Source organism: Streptomyces sp. BA2 (assembly GCF_009769735.1).
GTDB lineage: Bacteria > Actinomycetota > Actinomycetes > Streptomycetales > Streptomycetaceae > Streptomyces.
Genome location: NZ_WSRO01000002.1, coordinates 492,279 through 508,662, shown reverse-complemented (window position 1 = coordinate 508,662; position 16,384 = coordinate 492,279). Strand labels below are relative to the sequence as shown.

At 67.7% G+C, this 16,384-nt stretch carries 14 protein-coding genes and 1 pseudogene; 5 read left to right on the top strand and 10 right to left on the bottom strand.

The genetic code is table 11. The features are described 5' to 3' along the window. Positions 1 to 84 precede the first annotated feature (84 nt). The 7 genes and pseudogenes from E5671_RS05070 to E5671_RS05035 all read right to left on the bottom strand — a co-directional run. Positions 85 to 477 (bottom strand): annotated as a pseudogene (locus E5671_RS05070) (metallophosphoesterase); the annotation flags it as partial. Positions 478 to 790: 313 nt separating this feature from the next. Then, complete coding sequence (gene thpR / locus E5671_RS05060; RefSeq protein ID WP_160502637.1) at positions 791 to 1,402, bottom strand: RNA 2',3'-cyclic phosphodiesterase; 612 nt, start codon at positions 1,400 to 1,402, stop codon at positions 791 to 793. A gap of 96 nt (positions 1,403 to 1,498) precedes the next feature. Then, on the bottom strand, positions 1,499 to 3,640 hold the full coding sequence (locus E5671_RS05055) for a hypothetical protein (protein ID WP_160502636.1): 2,142 nt from the start codon (positions 3,638 to 3,640) through the stop codon (positions 1,499 to 1,501). Between the two features lie 47 nt (positions 3,641 to 3,687). Beyond that, positions 3,688 to 4,710, bottom strand: a complete 1,023-nt coding sequence (locus E5671_RS05050; protein ID WP_160502635.1) for a hypothetical protein — start codon at positions 4,708 to 4,710, stop codon at positions 3,688 to 3,690. 72 nt (positions 4,711 to 4,782) lie between these two features. Then, positions 4,783 to 5,247, bottom strand: coding sequence for an SRPBCC family protein (locus tag E5671_RS05045; RefSeq protein WP_160502634.1), 465 nt, complete (start codon positions 5,245 to 5,247; stop codon positions 4,783 to 4,785). Then, entirely contained in the window at positions 5,235 to 6,134 is a 900-nt protein-coding gene (locus tag E5671_RS05040; RefSeq protein WP_160502633.1) for an RNA polymerase sigma-70 factor, read from the bottom strand. The genes E5671_RS05045 and E5671_RS05040 overlap by 13 nt, the downstream gene beginning before the upstream one ends. 215 nt (positions 6,135 to 6,349) lie before the next feature. Further along, positions 6,350 to 7,519 carry an acyltransferase family protein gene (locus tag E5671_RS05035; protein WP_160502632.1) on the bottom strand — a complete coding sequence of 390 codons (1,170 nt, stop codon included), beginning with the start codon at positions 7,517 to 7,519 and terminating at the stop codon, positions 6,350 to 6,352. 237 nt (positions 7,520 to 7,756) lie between these two features. Between E5671_RS05035 and E5671_RS05030 the strand changes: the two genes are divergently transcribed. Beyond that, positions 7,757 to 9,013, top strand: coding sequence for a glycosyltransferase (locus E5671_RS05030; protein ID WP_160502631.1), 1,257 nt, complete (start codon positions 7,757 to 7,759; stop codon positions 9,011 to 9,013). Here E5671_RS05030 and E5671_RS05025 read toward each other — a convergent pair. Then, entirely contained in the window at positions 9,006 to 10,295 is a 1,290-nt protein-coding gene (locus tag E5671_RS05025) for an MFS transporter (protein WP_202121018.1), read from the bottom strand. The two genes, E5671_RS05030 and E5671_RS05025, sit on opposite strands and share 8 nt — an antisense overlap. Positions 10,296 to 10,407: 112 nt before the next feature. Here E5671_RS05025 and E5671_RS05020 point away from each other — a divergent pair, with 112 nt between their 5' ends. The 3 genes from E5671_RS05020 to E5671_RS05010 all read left to right on the top strand — a co-directional run bounded on the left by E5671_RS05020 (position 10,408) and on the right by E5671_RS05010 (position 12,930). After that, a complete protein-coding gene (locus E5671_RS05020) occupies positions 10,408 to 10,860 on the top strand; it encodes a winged helix-turn-helix transcriptional regulator (RefSeq protein WP_160502630.1) in 453 nt (150 codons plus the stop codon). A 154-nt stretch (positions 10,861 to 11,014) separates the two neighbouring features. Continuing rightward, a complete protein-coding gene (locus tag E5671_RS05015; protein WP_160502629.1) occupies positions 11,015 to 11,566 on the top strand; it encodes a SigE family RNA polymerase sigma factor in 552 nt (183 codons plus the stop codon). Continuing rightward, positions 11,563 to 12,930, top strand: a complete 1,368-nt coding sequence (locus E5671_RS05010; RefSeq protein ID WP_160502628.1) for an outer membrane protein assembly factor BamB family protein — start codon at positions 11,563 to 11,565, stop codon at positions 12,928 to 12,930. The genes E5671_RS05015 and E5671_RS05010 overlap by 4 nt, the downstream gene beginning before the upstream one ends. Before the next feature lie 116 nt (positions 12,931 to 13,046). On the opposite strand, the gene E5671_RS05005 is transcribed toward E5671_RS05010, so the two are convergent. After that, positions 13,047 to 14,105: a vWA domain-containing protein gene (locus E5671_RS05005; RefSeq protein ID WP_160502627.1), complete on the bottom strand. Its 1,059-nt coding sequence runs from the start codon at positions 14,103 to 14,105 to the stop codon at positions 13,047 to 13,049. 164 nt (positions 14,106 to 14,269) lie between these two features. On the opposite strand from E5671_RS05005, the gene E5671_RS05000 reads away from it, so the two are divergent. Next, positions 14,270 to 14,776, top strand: coding sequence for a carboxymuconolactone decarboxylase family protein (locus tag E5671_RS05000; RefSeq protein WP_160502626.1), 507 nt, complete (start codon positions 14,270 to 14,272; stop codon positions 14,774 to 14,776). Positions 14,777 to 14,790: 14 nt separating this feature from the next. Here the strand turns inward: E5671_RS05000 and proP are convergent, their stop codons facing one another. Continuing rightward, entirely contained in the window at positions 14,791 to 16,338 is a 1,548-nt protein-coding gene (gene proP / locus E5671_RS04995; protein WP_202121017.1) for a glycine betaine/L-proline transporter ProP, read from the bottom strand. Between the last annotated feature and the right edge of the window lie 46 nt (positions 16,339 to 16,384).

Here is a 16,384-nt window from a genome sequence, read left to right as displayed (position 1 = left end):
GATGCAGGGACGGGGCACTCGGCGTTCAGGCCGCTTTCGACGTTCACGGCACGCACTGATCGCTTTCCACCAGCCGCCCGTCGGACTTGGGGTTCCGTGGGGGAGCGCGGCAAGAGTGGCGTCGATCCAGGCGAGCGTCGCCGCGTCGAGGAGCCCTTCGTCACGGCCGGGAATGGTGGAGTCGCACATCAGAATGGCGGTTCCGGCGACGTGGCGCACCTGGTTGATGGGGCCGTGGCCGGGTGCCTGGCCGAGCAAGGCCTTGCGGTAGGCGGGGCGGGCGTCGTGATGGCCGGGGCAGGTGAGGACCGGGAAGGGGGCGGCCAGGAGTCGGGCCGCTTCCTCGTACTCGGCCTCGTCGCCGTGGTCTGCGATGTCGCCGGTGACCAGGAGGGCGTCGACGGGTCGGGGCAGGGCGCGCAGATAGTCCATGACGTGCGCGGCGTCCGCCACCTGGAGGAGACCGAGCGATGACAGCGTTGCTTGCCGGCACCGTGGGCGCCAGAGACGGCAGAGGAAGAAGGAGGCGCTCTGTGGAGCGTTGGCTGGCACTGGAGTTGGCGAGCACGATCCGCCATGACGGGGACGGCGGCGTCGCCGACGACACCTGGCCACGGTCGACGGAGTCACCCGCTGGACCCACGACCAGGAAGCCCTGCTGCCCGCCCGCGTCCGGGCAGGGGACCTCACGGCGGACGAGGACCTCAGACTGGGTGTCACGGAACTGCGGCAGGCGGTACGGGCGTTGTTAGCGGCCCGCGGCGCGAGCAGCTGCGCGCCACTACGAGCGTCATCGCGTGGCAGGTACCTCCCGCCCCGAGGCCGAGCCGTCGAAGTCCCAGGCGCCGACATCGCGGTAGTGGATGGGCCCCGGACCGCGGCCGATGTTGCTGGCGACCAGGTGCAGGCGCTCGGCCTGCCAGGGCCGGCCGGTGAACCCGGCGAGCCCGGCAGCGGCTTCCACCGCGCACGACGGTGTGTCCCGGCGGGCGCGGGCCAGCGTCAGATGGGGGCGGAAGGGCCGGCCCACATGACCGACCCCGCAGTCATCGACGACGGCACGTACCTCGGTGGCGAGCAGATGCAGCTCCTCGAGGTCTCCGTCGATCCCGCTCCACAGCACACGCTCGTCGAAGTGCCCGCCACCGCTCAGCGCCAGCGTCAGGGGCTTGCGGGCGGCTGCGAGGCGAGCGAGCGGAGCACGCAGCACCGGAACCACCGGGACGGGGACCTCGCCGAGGAACGCCAGAGTGATGTGCCAGTCCTCGATGCGGTTCCACCGCATCCGTGGATGAGCCTGATATGCGGGGTCGCGTTCCCGTTCCAGTTCCTTCTTCGCCTCGTCGGGCGGGGCGAGAGCGATGAACACACGAACGGTCGCGGGCGGGTTCTGTTCGTTCACAGAAGACTTCTCGTTCACAGAAGCCTTCGTACCGCATCCAGACGGTCCGACAACCGCCGCCCCCGCCCGCGATCCCAGGTCTCTCCCCGGGCCCGGTCAGGTGCCGGGCTCCGCGTTGATGCTCCGCCGGGTCTCGTCCACCTGGTGGCGCACGGCGTCGACGACGTGCGGCCTGAACTTCGATTCGGCGTAGTGCACCAGATGGTCGAGCACACCGTTCGCCTGCTCGGTGTCGCCCTCCTTGGCGTGCGCCCGCGCCAGGCGGCGCATCACCATGTTCAGGGTGATGTTGTCGACGCCGTTACCGTGCAAGGACGCCTCGACCACGGGTGACAGCAGTCCGACGGCCTGCTCGGGGGCGGCGGGGCGCACCATCAGCGCACTCTTGTCCGGCGCCAGGTACTTGAAGTCCCGTTCCGCGTTGAGCCCTTCGACCATGCGGGCGTACAGGGCGAGCGGGTGTTTCTCGTAGTGCTGTACGACCTCCTGGAGGGCGTCGTTGCCCGCCTGGAGCGACGGCGAGTCGGACCCGCGCAGAGCGAAGAGAGTGCCCTGCTCCTCGCCCAGCATCAGCTCGCCGACCTGCTCGTCGGTCTCGCTGTAAGGGCTGCGGACGGTCGTGCGCAGCACCGGCGAGACGATGCGGGAACCGTCCGACGAGACGTAAGCGGCACGCAGCAGGTAGGTACCCGGCTGTTCGAAATAGTGCCCGTCCTGGCCGTACCCCACGTAGGCGCTCGCGTAGAGCGGCGGCCCGTCCACGGCCAGGTGGACCGTGGCATCCGCTTCGACGCACCGCCGCAGCAGCGGCCGGTAGAGCACCGTGCGGCCGGACGGCTGCCGGATCGCGACGCTGACCAAGTCGTAGTCCGGGTGCAGGAATCCATGCGTGTCCCGCCCGCGCAGGTCGGTCGTGTCCAACTTCAGCTCCACGACGACCGGTTCACCGAACGCGAAGCTCTTCTTTCCGCGCAGGTCGAGCCGCAGCCCGGAATCATCCACCACGGGCTGGTCGAACAGGTCAGGGTCGATGTCGGCGGATCCCCTGCCGAAGGCGTTGGCGCCCATGATCACGTCACGGTAGAAGCCGTGCCGCAGATGCGTGATCTCGTTGGCGGTGAACTCGAACGGGAACGACCTCCAGTACGCCGCCGTCCCGGTCGGAGCGCCGCCGCCGGGATTGAAGTTCTGGGGATAGTTCATCCACGACAGGTCCCCGAAGCCGTTGTTCGGGCCGAGCGGCGCCGGGGGTGTGGCGAGCCCCTTCTGCCACGAGTGCAGCAGGTTGAAGGCGTGGCCGAGCTCATGCACGTACGTACGCAACTGGGCGCGCACCGACTCGGGGTCGGTGCCCTTGATGATGTCGTAGAAGACGGCGCAGCCCTGCCGCTGGTAGGCGTCCTGTGCATCGAACATGATGCCGCGGACACCATCGTTGCCCTCGTAGCGGCTGGCGACCAGCAGCCACACGCGCCACTGCGGCACGTTCCGCCACAGGGAGAAGTTGGTCTGCATCGCGGCGTGCAGCTCGGCGTTGCTCCAGCCGGCCGAACTGTCGCCGAGGATGTTGGCCGCGCTGGACACCAGCACGTCGATGCCCGCCTCGGCGTACGCCCGCGGCACGGTCAGCTTCCGTGCCGGGCTGCCGGGCGGCCCGGGCAGCGAACCGGTGTCGTACGACACGAAGGGCACCTTGCCGGCGACGGAGTCCTGCTCCCACTGCACGGTGCGGAAGTACGGAGACGTGAACGCGCAGGTGTACGCGGCGCCGACCTGGCCGGACGTCCTGACGAACTGCACGGTGGCGGCGGCCTGTTGCTGGCCGGCCCTCCGGCGCGCGATGGTCACCCGCACGATCGGGAAACTGGTCGTTCCCGTGAAATGGCCCTGGCCGGTGATCACCACTTGGGTGGGCGACCAGGCGACGGCCGGTGCGTGCACGACGAAGGACCCCGCGTAACTCGTGGTGCCGCCACCGGAGTTGAAGAAGTCCCCGCTGACCTTCCGGAGCGTACGGGGACCGTCGACGTCGACCCGCAATTCCAGGACGTGGGTGCCGACGCTGCGGTAACTGCCTCGGAGGAGGAGGTACGCGGGCGTGGCGGCCGCGGTGGCGGATTCACCATCAGTGGCCGTCGACGGTTCGTCGACCGGCGTATCGGAGAGGCCGACGTCGAGCAGTTCGGGCGTTACGGATTCCGTGGTTTCGGCTGTGGGATCGCCAAAGGGTGTGGACATGGCGCTCACTCCTCCGACCTTTTGGGTGAGCTTTCGACAGACGGTGGTCAGCGAATGACGATCGAATTGTGCGTCTGGAAAAGACCGCACCATTCGTTGTAGGGGCGTCGGTCGCACGTATAAGGGTTGGTGATGAGGCGACCGGAGTTGTCGGTGTTGCGGGCCGGAGTTCCGCCCGGCTTGTGGGCCCAGAGGCCGCCCGGGTGCAGGCGATACCAGTGGTAGTCCCGGAGGTTGCCGGGGAAAGTGCCGGTGACGAGCGCCACCACGTAACGCAGCGATCCCGCGGGCTGGCAGTTGCCCCAGAGCCGCAGACCGTCGCGCTGCGCCCCGCTGGACACCTCGCCGCAGCGCACCGTGCGGGGGATGGTGTAGCCGTGTGCGCGGCCGGGCTGGGCGAAGGTGTTGGTGCGCCGGTTGACCGCGAAGTTGTAGCAGTTGTTGTAGGCCTGGGTGTCGGGGCGGTTCCAGAAGGCCGGGTTGAAGGGCGTCACGTCGTACGCGCAGGCCAGCGCGGCCCGGTGTACGAGGGTCTGTAACTGCTTCTCGACCTCCGCGGCGTCCGCTTCGGTGATGCCGCCCGACTCGGTGGGCTCGATGGTGGTCGCCCCGCCCGCGCCCTCGCGGGCCGTGCGCCGGATCTCCTCGCGGACCGACTCGCGGAAGTCCTCGGGGAAACTCTCGCCGAGCGCCGCCGTGTCGCCTGCGCCTGCGCCTTCGCCTTCGTCCTCGGCCGGACGCCGCTCACCGTTCTCACCGCTCTCGTCGAGCCCGCCGACCGGCATGGTCTCCAGCAGACGCTCGGCGACATCGGCACCGGTGTAGGGGTCCCGATCCCCGCCCCCAGCGACCTTGAACACCGCGGGCAGGCCGGCGGTGTCCAGGTCGTCGGTGATCTCCACTTGGATTCCACGGAACCCGAGTCCGGTGAACCCGCCGGAAACGTCGGCCACCGCCTCCTGATGGTGCGCGATGAGCTGGATCAGCTCAAGCACCTGTTCCTGGTCCTGGATTTCCCACGTGGGATTGGGTCGCCCCGAGAAAATGTCCACAGTGATGCGTAAACCCATGATGTCCCCCTTGCCGTAGGGGACTTGTACTGCGGCCCTCTAGGGCAGTCAATGGCGGGGGATAAGCGGTCGTCAGGACCGGCTGGGACTGGGGTGTCGGCTCAGTGCGGTGTCGGCGGCGTCGAGGATGCTGAGGAAGCTGCGGGTGATCATCGGTCGTACGACGTGCCGGGTGAGGAAGGCACCGACGAGCGGGGCCCGCATTTCGGCGCGCGTGGTCCAGTTGACCAGGGTGCCGTCTTCGGTCTCGGTGAACGTCATGCGCCCGAGTTCATGCCGGGACGGCGGGAAACTGCGGTCGACGGCGTACTCCGTGGCGTAGGGCGGGTCGTAGTGGGTGATGCGTTCGCGGAGCCAGCCGATCAGCCAGAGGTGGCTGCGGACCGCGCCGACGCCGTACGGCGCGGATTCGCCGTGGCGGGTCAGGCGGCAGCGCAGTACGAGGGGCGAACGCGTGTAGTTGGTCGTCGTGGTGAGCCAGGCGAACACGTCGTCGATCGGGGCGTGGATGGTGCGCTCGACGGTCATGGTTTCCATGGCTGGTGTTCTCCTCGGTCGAGTGGGCGCACCGTCTGGGCGCGGTGCAGCTTGTCGGGGTTGCGCATGGCGTAGAGGCCGGTGATCTGTCCGTCGTGGATCTCGAAGGCGAGCAGCCAGTCGAGTTCACCGTCGGTGAGGCAGCGTGCCGCGGGCATGCCGTTGTAGATGGCGTGCTCGATGCGGGTCGTCGGGGTGATGCTGGTGCGGGCCACACCGAGGGTGAAGCGGGCGACTTCTTCGCGGCCGGTGATCGGGCGGCGGGCGGCGGACGCCTTTCCGCCGCCGTCGGAGATCTCCACGACGTCGGGGGCCAAGAGGTCCATCAGGCCCTGGATCTCACCGGTCGTCGCCGCGAGCAGGAACCGCTGGACGATGGCTCGGGTGGCCTCGGAGTCGGGTTCGAAGCGGCGACGGCGAGCGTGGACGTGTCTGCGTGCGCGGTGGGCGATCTGCCGGACGGTGACCTCGTTCTTGCCGACCGAGGCGGCGATCTCGCCGTGGGTGTAGCCGAAGACATCGTGCAGTACGAACACCGCGCGCTCGGTCGGGTTCAGTGTCTCCAGGACGAGCATCATGGCCATGGACACCGACTCGGCCAGGATCGCGTCCTCGCTCACCTCGGGCGCGGTGCGGATCGGCTCGGGCAGCCACGGGCCGACGTAGTCCTCACGCCGTGCCTTGACCGTGCGCAGGTGGTTGAGGGCCTGCCGGGTCACGACGCGGACCAGGTAGGCGCGCGGATGGTCGACCGTCGCCTGGTCGACCGCGCTCCATCGCAGATAACTCTCCTGCAGCACGTCTTCGGCATCGGCGGCGCTGCCCAGCATCTCGTAGGCGATGGTGAACAGCAGCGGACGATGTTCGGCGAAGGCGTCCTCAGTCATGACGGACTCCATCTCTCTCCAGTGGCACGACCACACCCGGCTCCTCTCTTCGGACGCCCATCGAGACACCTCGCATCGGCGATCCGTGACAGTCCTCCACCGTGATCCACACCACATGGCTGGGCGGACCGTGCCATCGATCATCGGCCATCGGCCATCGACTTCGACCGGCTGATCCGCCACGACACACTGGTCAACCGCCCGCCGGCAATCGTCTACCTGGGCGAGACGACCGCGGCCTTGGGAGCAGGGGGGAGTGCGGCGGGCTTGGGTGGGTCCGTGAGGAGGTAGGCGCGACGCCAACGGAGGAATGGCCGTTCGATGCCGTGGAACGTGACCACAGCCGTGGCCAGGGTGATGGGCAGAACTGCCACCGCCGCGGTGATGAAGGCATCCACCACAGGGCGCCCCGTCAGCTCGAACCACCAACGGCGGGAGACGATCGCGGTGATGACCATGTAGTGGAGCAGGTAGACGGAGAAGCTCATCTCGCCGACTTTGGCGATGCCTCTCGACACGATCCCCGTTGAGGAGATGGTGGCCACATAGGTCAGCACCACCAGGGCCCAGAGAGCTCCTTCGACGTCGACCCAGAGCAGCCGTGTGGCCTGGCGTTCGTGGAAGGCGTGGGTCTGGTTGAAGGCCCAGATCGCGCCTGTGGCCAAGGCTGTTGGGACGGCCACCTTAAGGAGTCCCTGAAACCGTTCCCGGTGGTGCACGAAGAACCAGGCGGCCACCATGCCCAGCAGGAATTGGTCGATCCTGCCGGCGAGGCTGTAGTAGAGCATCGAGTTCACACTGATGGTGCCGTTGGCCGAGGCCCACACCAGGGCCCGGATCACGGCAATGGCGGCCAGGAGCTTGAACAGAGCCACAGGTCCGCGCTTGGTGAGGAGCCTGCTGAACAGCGGGAAGAGCAGGTAGAACTGCAACTCGACCGCGATGGCCCACCACATGCTCGACACGGCCCCCAGGTCGAGGGACCCGGGCAGGTTTCCCAGACCGACCAGGGACTGGAGCACCGCCGACAGGTCCGCGCCCTGCTTGTGTGCGCCGATACCCAGGATGATCAACGCGATGTAGAGCGGGAAGATCCGCAGCACCCGGTTGCCCAGGAACCGGCCGTAGTGGACGTCCTTGCCCAGCGCGCCGATGGTGAAGATGAATCCGGAAAGCACCATGAAGAGGGCCACCCCGGAATGGCCTTCCAGCACCAGAGTGGCCAGAGGGTTCTCCGAATAGAGCCAGCCGTGCGCGTCACTGTTCGGGGTCTCTCTGAGATACGGAGAGATCATGTGCGTTCCGTGACAGAGGAGCACCAGCACGGCAGCGTAGGCACGCAAGTGATCAACGGATACGAGGTACTGCCGGTTACTGCTGCGCATGAAGGGACGACAGCACTGCGCACGCAGTCAATGCGGTACATGCGCCCGAGTCCCTCCATATTGCCGGATAATTTCACTCATCCGAGGGGCGGCGTCGACGGTAGGCGCGCCTTCTGCGGCTCGGAACCTTCGGTCGGTCCCGTCGTTGGATTGGCGAGTGGCTCCGAATCCGCGATTTCTGTCGTGCCGGGGCCTTGGTGACTCCGTATGGAGTGCGGCTCCGGGAGCTACGGCACCTTGCACATCTCATTCCTCATCCACAATGCCTTCGGTTTCGGCGGCACGATCCGCACCACCATCAACCTCGCCAACGCGCTTGCCGAGCAGCATGATGTGGAGATCGTGTCGGTCCACCGGCACAGGGATTCACCAGTGTTCCCCGTGCATCCTCAAGTCGGGCTTCGACACCTGGTCGATCTGAGAAAGGGGACCCCGGGGTATGAGGGGGACCTGCCCGAATACCGCAGCCCAGCTGCTGTGTTTCCCAAGAGCGAGACGCAGTACCCGCACTACAGCGCCCTGACCGATCAGCGGATCGCTCATCACTTGAGCACGCTGACGAGCGACGTCATCGTAGGCACCCGACCAGGCCTGAACGCACATATCTGCCTGCAGGCCAAGCAGGGGCCGTTGCGCGTCGGGCAAGAGCACCTGACATTCCACAACCACCCGAGACCGCTGCGGCGTGCATTGCGTCGGCTGTACCCGCGCCTTGACATGCTGACAACCACGACCCTGGCTGACGCGGACACCTATCGCAAGCACATGACACTTCCGGGAGTGCGCATCGAAGCATTTCCCAATCCTGTGCCGGCGCCACTCAGTGCCCCGCCGGGCAGCAGGGACAAGGCAGTTGTCGCTGCCGGGAGACTCGTTCCGACCAAACGGTACGACCTCCTCATCCGAGCATTCGACAGAGTCCGCGCCGATCGCCCTGACTGGGTTCTCCGTATCTTCGGCCCAGGGATCGGGGGAGGCCACGGAGCGCAACTCCAGCGGCTCATCGAGGAATTGGGCCTGGAAAAGCACGCTTCTCTCATGGGCGCGGTTTCACCCCTGGAAACCGAGTGGCTCAAAGCGGGCCTTGCCGCGAGCGCTTCGGACCACGAGTCCTTCGGCATGACGATCGTCGAAGCGATGCGCTGTGGAGTGCCCGTTGTCTCCACCGACTGCCCCTTGGGCCCGAGGGAGATCATTTCCGATGGAATCGACGGGCGTCTCGTGCCCATGGGTGATGAGGAGGCCCTCGCTCAGAACCTCCTGGAGCTCATCAACAGTGATGAGCTCCGTCAGCGGATGGCCGAGGCGGCGCGAATCTCCTCGGCGCGTTACGAACCGGCACTCATCGCGGCACGCTTCGCCGACACCTGCGCTCAACTGACGAGGCAGCGTGGGACGAACGGGGCTCTGAAAACCGTCGCGCGCCGAACCCGAGGCTCAGTGATCGGAGCGGCCTACGGCGTCAAGGACGCGGTGAAGCGGAGATTCAACTGATATGCGGAGTCCGGCAGGTGTGCCGCCGGGCCGTGATCGCCCACAGCAGGAGCCCGAGGCAGCTGAACGTGGCCCCCAGCGCGCATACCGCGCCCCAGCCGGCCGCCGAGTAGAGGGAGGTCGCGGCAATGGCGCCGGTGGCGCTGCCGACCGAGTAGAAGACCATGTATCCGCCGATCAGCCGACTGCCCGCGTCCGGGTGCAGCGCGTAGATCAGGGTCTGATTGGTGACATGGACCGCCTGCACGGCGAGGTCGAGCAGGATCACCCCGACGGCAAGCGCCCAGAACGAGCTGCGGGTGAAGGCCAGGGGCAGCCACGACGCCGCGAGCAGTGCCAGGGCGGTGCCGGTGGTGTGCCGGGAGAATCCACGGTCGTTCAGGCGACCGGCCACGGTCGCGGCCAGGGCGCCGACGACGCCGATGAGACCCAGCGCCCCGATCGCGCTGTGGGACAGGAAGTACGGGGCCTCGCTGAGCGGTAGCGCGACGCTGCTCCACAGGGTGCTGAAGGCGGCGAAGATCAGCAGGCCGAACAGGGCCCGGAGCCGCAGCAGCCGCTCCCGTGCGAACAGGGTGATGGTGGAGCGCAGGAGCTGTCCGTAGCGCAGGGGTGTCGGCGGCGCGTCGCTGTGGTGTGGCAGAACGCGGTACAGGATCAGGGCGAGCAGGGCGGTGAGCGCTGCCGAGGCGAGGTAGACGGAGCGCCAGCCCGCGAGATCGGCCATGAGTCCGGATGCGGTGCGGGCGAGCAGGATTCCGATGACCACGCCGCTGGTGACCAGGCCGACGACCCGTCCGCGCTGGGCGGCAGGTGCCAGTGAGGCCGCGAAGGCCACCAGCGTCTGCGTGACGACCGCGAGAAGCCCCGTCGCGGCCATGCCCGCCAGCAGGATCGCCGCAGTGGGTGCGGCGGCCACCACGCCCAACGCCACTACCAGGAGCAGCAATTGGGCCACGACGAGCCGTCGGCGGTCGCCCATGTCACCCAGCGGTACGAGGAAGAAGAGGCCGAGCCCGTAGCCGACATGCGTGAGGGTGACCACGCTGCCGACGAGTGCCGGGCTCATGGCGAGGTCGTGGCCCATGGTCACCAGTAGCGGCTGGGAGAAGTAGACGTTGGCCACCGAAGCCCCGCAGGCGACCGCGAACAGCATGACGATGCCGCGGGACAGGACGAACGCGGGCCCTTGTTCCCCGCTGCGGACCTCCCCGCCGCGGGCCTCGGTGCTGCGGACCTCGGTCTCGGTCCGTCGTGTCACAGCCTCACCGTTGCCGGGCATGGCACCCCTCCACATTCTGGTTTCATCTTGCTACCAATGGCGAGGGTGAAGGTAACGCTTGTTGGTAGCATGTTGCAACCAGCGGAGAGTGATTGAGTGAGTGAGGGACGTCATGGTGACCAGGACGCGCTTCGACGACAGCGAATGCCCCGTCGCCCGGTCGGTGGACGCGATCGGCGACTGGTGGTCCCTGCTGATCGTGCGGGACGCCTTCGACGGAAGCCGCCGCTTCGGTGAGTTCCAGCGCAGCCTCGGGGTGGCGAAGAACATCCTCACCGCGCGACTGCGCACCCTGGTCGCAGGCGGTGTCCTCGAATCCGTCCCCGCCTCGGACGGCAGCGCCTACCGCGAGTACGTACTCACGCCGAAGGGCGAGGCACTCTTCCCCGTCATCGTGGCGCTGCGGCAGTGGGGCGAACAGAACTTCTTCGCCCCCGGCGAGCCTCACTCACAATTGGTCGACCGCCGGCAGGGGAACAGCCTCCGTCCGCTGGAGGTGCTGTCCGCGGACGGGCGACGGCTGAACCCCGACGACACCACCGTCCACAAGCTCTCCCCTCAGTGATCCGACGCGACCGGCTGTGGGAACCCGCGCCCCGCCACCCCGCACAACGGGTCTCTCACCCGCCCCGTTTGGTGTGAACGCACAATCTCGTCCGCAGAGGGATAGCTGGGGGCGGCCCATCGCGTCGTGATGGTTGCCAAGAAGGGGAGGGTCGATGGAGGCCTCAAGTCACGACGAGTTCCGGGAGTTCGTAGCGATGCGCTCCACCGCGCTGCTGCGGCTCGCGGTGCTGCTCACCGGCGGGGACCGGCATGCGGCGGAGGATCTGCTGCAGATTGCGCTGATGAAGGCCTACGGACGCTGGGCGCACATCGAGCAGCCCGAGGCGTATGTCCGCCAGGTCCTGTACCGCCAGCAGGTCAGCCGCTGGCGGCTGCGCAGACATCGCGCCGAGACGACGGTGCCCGTACTGCCCGAGTCCGGCGGGGAAGCCGGTGCCGAGTCGGATTCCGAGCTGCGGATCGCGCTGTGGGCGGCGCTCCGTCGTCTGACGAAGCGGCAGCGGGCCGTGGTCGTGCTGCGCTACTTCGAGGATCTGCCGGAGGGCGAGGTCGCGGCGCTGCTGAGGTGCCCGGTGGGCACGGTGCGCAGTACCGCGCACCGATCGCTCGCCAAGCTCCGCGCGCTCGTACCGGAGCTCGGGCCCGAACGGCCCGCGGAACAGGCGCAGTCGCTCAGCTACACGCCGAAGGAGATGCAGGGATGACGACGGAGCGGGTGGAGGAGAAGGTCCGGGAGACGCTTCACGCGGTCGCCCTGGATCAGGTGCGGGCGCCCGGGGACCTGGTCGAGAAGGTGGTGCGGCGGCGCAGCCGGCGCCGTTTCTCACAGGTCGCGGGGGCGGCGGTGGCCGTTGCCGCGATCACCGTGGGGGCGGTTCTCGGCTTCGGAGGCGGAGCGGGCGGAGAGGACCGGCCTGTGCGGCCCGCGGCGTCGCCGGAGGGCTGGAAGCCGTGGCAGAAGGACGCCCCGGGCGCCGGCGAGCGGGGCTGCCTGGTGGACGGATCCGCGCTGTACTGCGCCGGGTCCAAGTACGACGCCGCCAAGTTCGACGCCAACACCGGCGAGCGGCTGTGGACGGTCAAGGTCAAGCGCGAAGGCGACGGGATCGACCATCCGTTCGCCGTGCGCGACGGCGTGGTCTACGCCTACCGCAACCACACCACGAAGAACGAACCGAACGGCGACTACCGGGGCGGCACGGACCTGATGGCGGTGGGCGCCGACAACGGCGATGTGCTGTGGACGGTCGAGATGCCGCAGGACGACCGCACCGACCAGGCCGCCATGCTCATCGACGGCGCGGTCCTCGCGAACACCCCGAATCTTCGTACGATGTCGGCCCTCAACCCGCTGACGGGCAAGGAGAAGTGGCGCCACACCTGGGACAAGGGCACCGTGTGCCAACGGGCGGTGCTGAACGGCGTGCCCCATCTCGCGTGCATGCGTGACGTCGAGAAGCCTCAGGGCACGGACATCCTCCGTCTGGACCCCGCCACCGGCAAGGCCGAGAAGGTCACGGCTCTTCCCGGCGGGCAGCAGTTCGTCGGAACCTCGGGGGACCGGATGGTTCTGATCGAAGCGAAGAAGACGCCGACCGGCAAGGGCGGGGCGGCCCGCAAGAGCATGCGACTGACCACCATCAGCGGTTCCGGGAAGCAGACGTCGCACTCCTATCGCCTCGAGGCGCCGCTGGCCGGCTCGGATGTCGTGGGCGATCGCGTGTTCACCGTGACCTGGAAGGGCATGGCCTCGGCCTACTCGCTGACCACGGGAAAGACCCTGTGGACGGCCCCGGTGGGCGTCAAGATGCCCGATACGGAGGCCCTGCCTGGCATCACGTCTCCCGTGGTGTCGTCGGGGCAGGGCGTCGTGTACTTCCTCAGCCCGACCGGCGACCTGTCCGGCCTCGATCTGAACACGGGTGAGCGAGTCTGGCGCGGCCACGTGGACCCCGGCAAGCCGGGCCCCGGCTTCATGGACGTGCCCCAACTCCTCGCCTACGAGGACGTGTTGGTAGTCCGGCGCGGCAGCAAGATCGTCTCGCTGCTGCCGCACATCGGGGACTGACCCGCAGGGCCCAGCCAAAAGGCCCTGCAGGGCACACAGGCCCGCAGGGCGATGGACCGGGGCGGCTCTCTCCGCCCCGGTCCGTATTTCACCTGCGCATTCGTACCCCGGCTAATTCAGAGCATGATGAGAAGCCGGGTCTTCGGCTTGAGCTTCCTGTTCACCGAACGACTCTGTACGTAGACCTCCAGCTTGGGATTGTTCCCCGCCTTCACCGAGACGGTCCCTTGAATGCCCGACCCGAACAGAAGGCTGCGCGCCGCGTCGCCCGTATAAGCGCGATCGGTGTCCTTCTCGACCACGATGACTTCCTTGTTGGGCTGGACCTGGGCCCGGGCGCCCAACTGGTAGTAACAGGAACCGCGTTCGTAGGCCACGCCCGGGTGCGAATCGACGAAGGGTCGGATCTCGACTTCCTTGTCGACCTTCAGGAGCCGGTATTTGTCCGCCGGAATCGGTTCGAGATTGGCACGCACTTCGTCGATCGATATGTCCTGACCGACGGCGAACAGGTTCTTGGTGCCGCGTACGCCCTTCTCGCGGGCCCGGAGGAAGCTGGTCGCGGCGGCGCGCACGGTGCCGATGGCCTCCTCGACGCCTTCCTGGGAATCCGCGTCCCAGATGGCTATGTTCCCGGCCGGGAAGCCGTAGTTCTGGGCCGTCCGCTTGGCCAGGGAGTTCGGCACGAGGATGGCGGAGGTCCAGTGGCCCGGAAGCCCTCCCATCTTCGCCGCGATCTTGTCGAGCCACGGCCCGAGGATCGTCATGTCGCCGTCGTGCCGCCTGTCCCCGCCGGAGGCGTTCTCCTCGCCGTCCGTCACCACGATCTGGAGGAAGCTGTGCTCGCCGTATTCCTCCCAGATGTTTCCCAGGTCGTCCAGGGACTTCAGTGAAGCCTCGATGAGGGCCGTGGCGCCATTGTTGACTTGGTAGAGACCCCGCATGGACGGCAGGTGCTTCACATCCATGTCCCAGACGAGATTCTCCACCCTGTGGTCGAAGGAGTAGAGGCTGATCCGGGTTTCGTGACCGAGGCTGTCCGACTCGGCCTTCAAACCCGCCACGAACTCGTCCACGACACGGATGAGTTGACTCTGATGCGGACGCATGGAACCCGAACAGTCCACTACCAGCGCGACGTGATTCACCTTGTGCTGAATCCTGTTGGCGGACATGTCTCTGCTCCTTCTCCAAGGCTGCTGCCCGAGCTGTTCCCCGAGTGATTTCCACTCTATGGGGAGGCACTGACAACGGCCTTGACGCACCATCACCGCCCGCCGGACCCTTGCTCTCGACCGTCGACGTCGACCGTCGCCCCTCCCGACCGAACGGAGCCGACATGGAGTATCCGGATCTCTCCGCACTGCCCGTGGAGCTACAGGAAGTCGTGACGGCGTACGGCTCGCTCAACGTCTTCCGGATGCTGATGCACTCACCGGCCCTGGCTCCGGGCGTACTGACCCTCGGCGACGCGGTCCTGCAGCGGAACTCGCTGCCGGACACGTTGCGCGAACTCGCCATCGTGCGGGTCGGTCATGTCTACGGAGCGGCCTACGAGGTGCACCACCACGAGAGAATCGCCCGGCTCGTCGGAGTGGGGGAGGAGGCGCTCACTGCCGCCGGGACCGGCTCGGCCGGGCACCTTCCCGGCCCCGAGGCCGCCGTCCTGACCGCCACGGACCGGCTGCTCGCCCGGCACACCCTCGATGAGGTCACGCGCGAAGAACTGCTGGCGTTTCTGACGGTGAACCAGCTCGCGGACCTTGTCATCACCGTGGGCTTCTACCAACTCATCTGCGGCTTCCTCAACACCTTCGAGGTGACGACCGAGGGCGAGACGTCCTAGTCACAGGTTGCGCGTCAGTCTCCGCGCTTGCGGGGCTTCGTGGAGTTGCCGCGTCCGCCGCCGCGTGGATGCCACAACCGCAGCCACACGTCGCGTGCGTGGCGCCCCGCCTCCGAGCGGCTGCGCGCCACCATCTCGCGGGCCTCGTCGTGCGTCTCGACCATGGGGCCGGAGCCGCGCAGCGGCCGCCCTGCTGTCTCGTGCAGGAAGAACGTCGAGATCAGGCCGATCGCTCCGGCCACCATCAAGTAGAAGGCCGGCACCAGCGTGTTGCCGGTCTTTTCGACCAGGAAGGAGGCGAGCAAGGGGGTGGTGCCGCCGAAGAGGGAGACGGAGATGTTGTAGGCGATCGACAGCGCGCCGTACCGCAGACGGGTGGGGAACAGGGCCGGCAGTGTCGCCGCGGCCGTGCCCGCGAAGCAGACCAGAAGCAGGCCGAGGACGGCACAGCCGAACGCGGGCAGGAGGATGCCGCCCTCCCGGATCAACAGGAACGCCGGGATGGCGAGTGCGATCAGCGCGATGCTGCCGCCCATGAACATCGGGCGTCTGCCCCACCGGTCGGAGCTGCGGCCCACTGTGGTGATGGCGAGAGCGACCAGCAGCATGGTGCCGAGCACCAGCAACTGAGCCGTCGTGTCGCTTTCGCCCAAGGTCACCGTCATGAACGTGGGGAGGTACGACGTCACCATGTAGTTCGTGACGTTGTAGAGCAGCACAAGGCCCATGCAGATCAGCACCGCCTGCCAGTGGCGGGTGAAGATCTCCTTGAGCCGTCCCTTGCCGGACTGGCGAGCCTGCTCGACGGGATCGTCCTCGCCGCTCGCGGGACCAGCCTCACGCTCCGCCGCGGCGGAGGCCGCCTCCTGCTGGAAGGCGGGCGTCTCCTCCAGTTTCAGCCGCATGTAGAGGCCGATGAGCCCGAGCGGCCCTGCGATGAAGAAGGGGATGCGCCAGCCCCAGCTCTCCAGGCCGTCCGACCCGAGGGTCAGCGTGAGGACCGTCACCAGGCCCGAGCCAAGGGAGTAGCCCACGAAGGTCCCGAAGTCGAGCCAGCTGCCCAGGAAGCCGCGGCGCTGATCGGGGGCGTACTCGGCGATGTAGGTGGTGGCGCCGGCGTACTCGCCGCCCGTGGAGAAGCCCTGGACCAGTCGGCATACGAGGAGCAGCAAGGGCGCGGCGAATCCGATGGAGGCGTACGAGGGCAGCAGGCCGACGGCGAAGGTGCTCGCAGCCATCATGATCATGGTCGCCGCGAGCACCTTCTGCCGTCCGATGCGGTCGCCCAGCGGCCCGAACACGAGGCCGCCCAACGGGCGAACGAGAAAGGCCGCGGCGAACGTGGCGAAGGTGGCGACGACCTGGGCCCCGGGCGAGCTGGACGGAAAGAAGACCTTTCCGATCGTGCCCGCCAAATAGGCGTAGACGCCGAAGTCGAACCACTCCATGGTGTTCCCGAGGGCGGCGGCCGTCACCGCGCGCCGCACCTTCGGGCGGTCCGAGACCATCACGTCCTCGGCACTGAGCGCCTTCTTCCGGCGACGCAGCAACGTGCGCGCCATACGGTCGGTCGCCGACCGCGATGAGCGCGTCGGTTCCGCCTCCGGC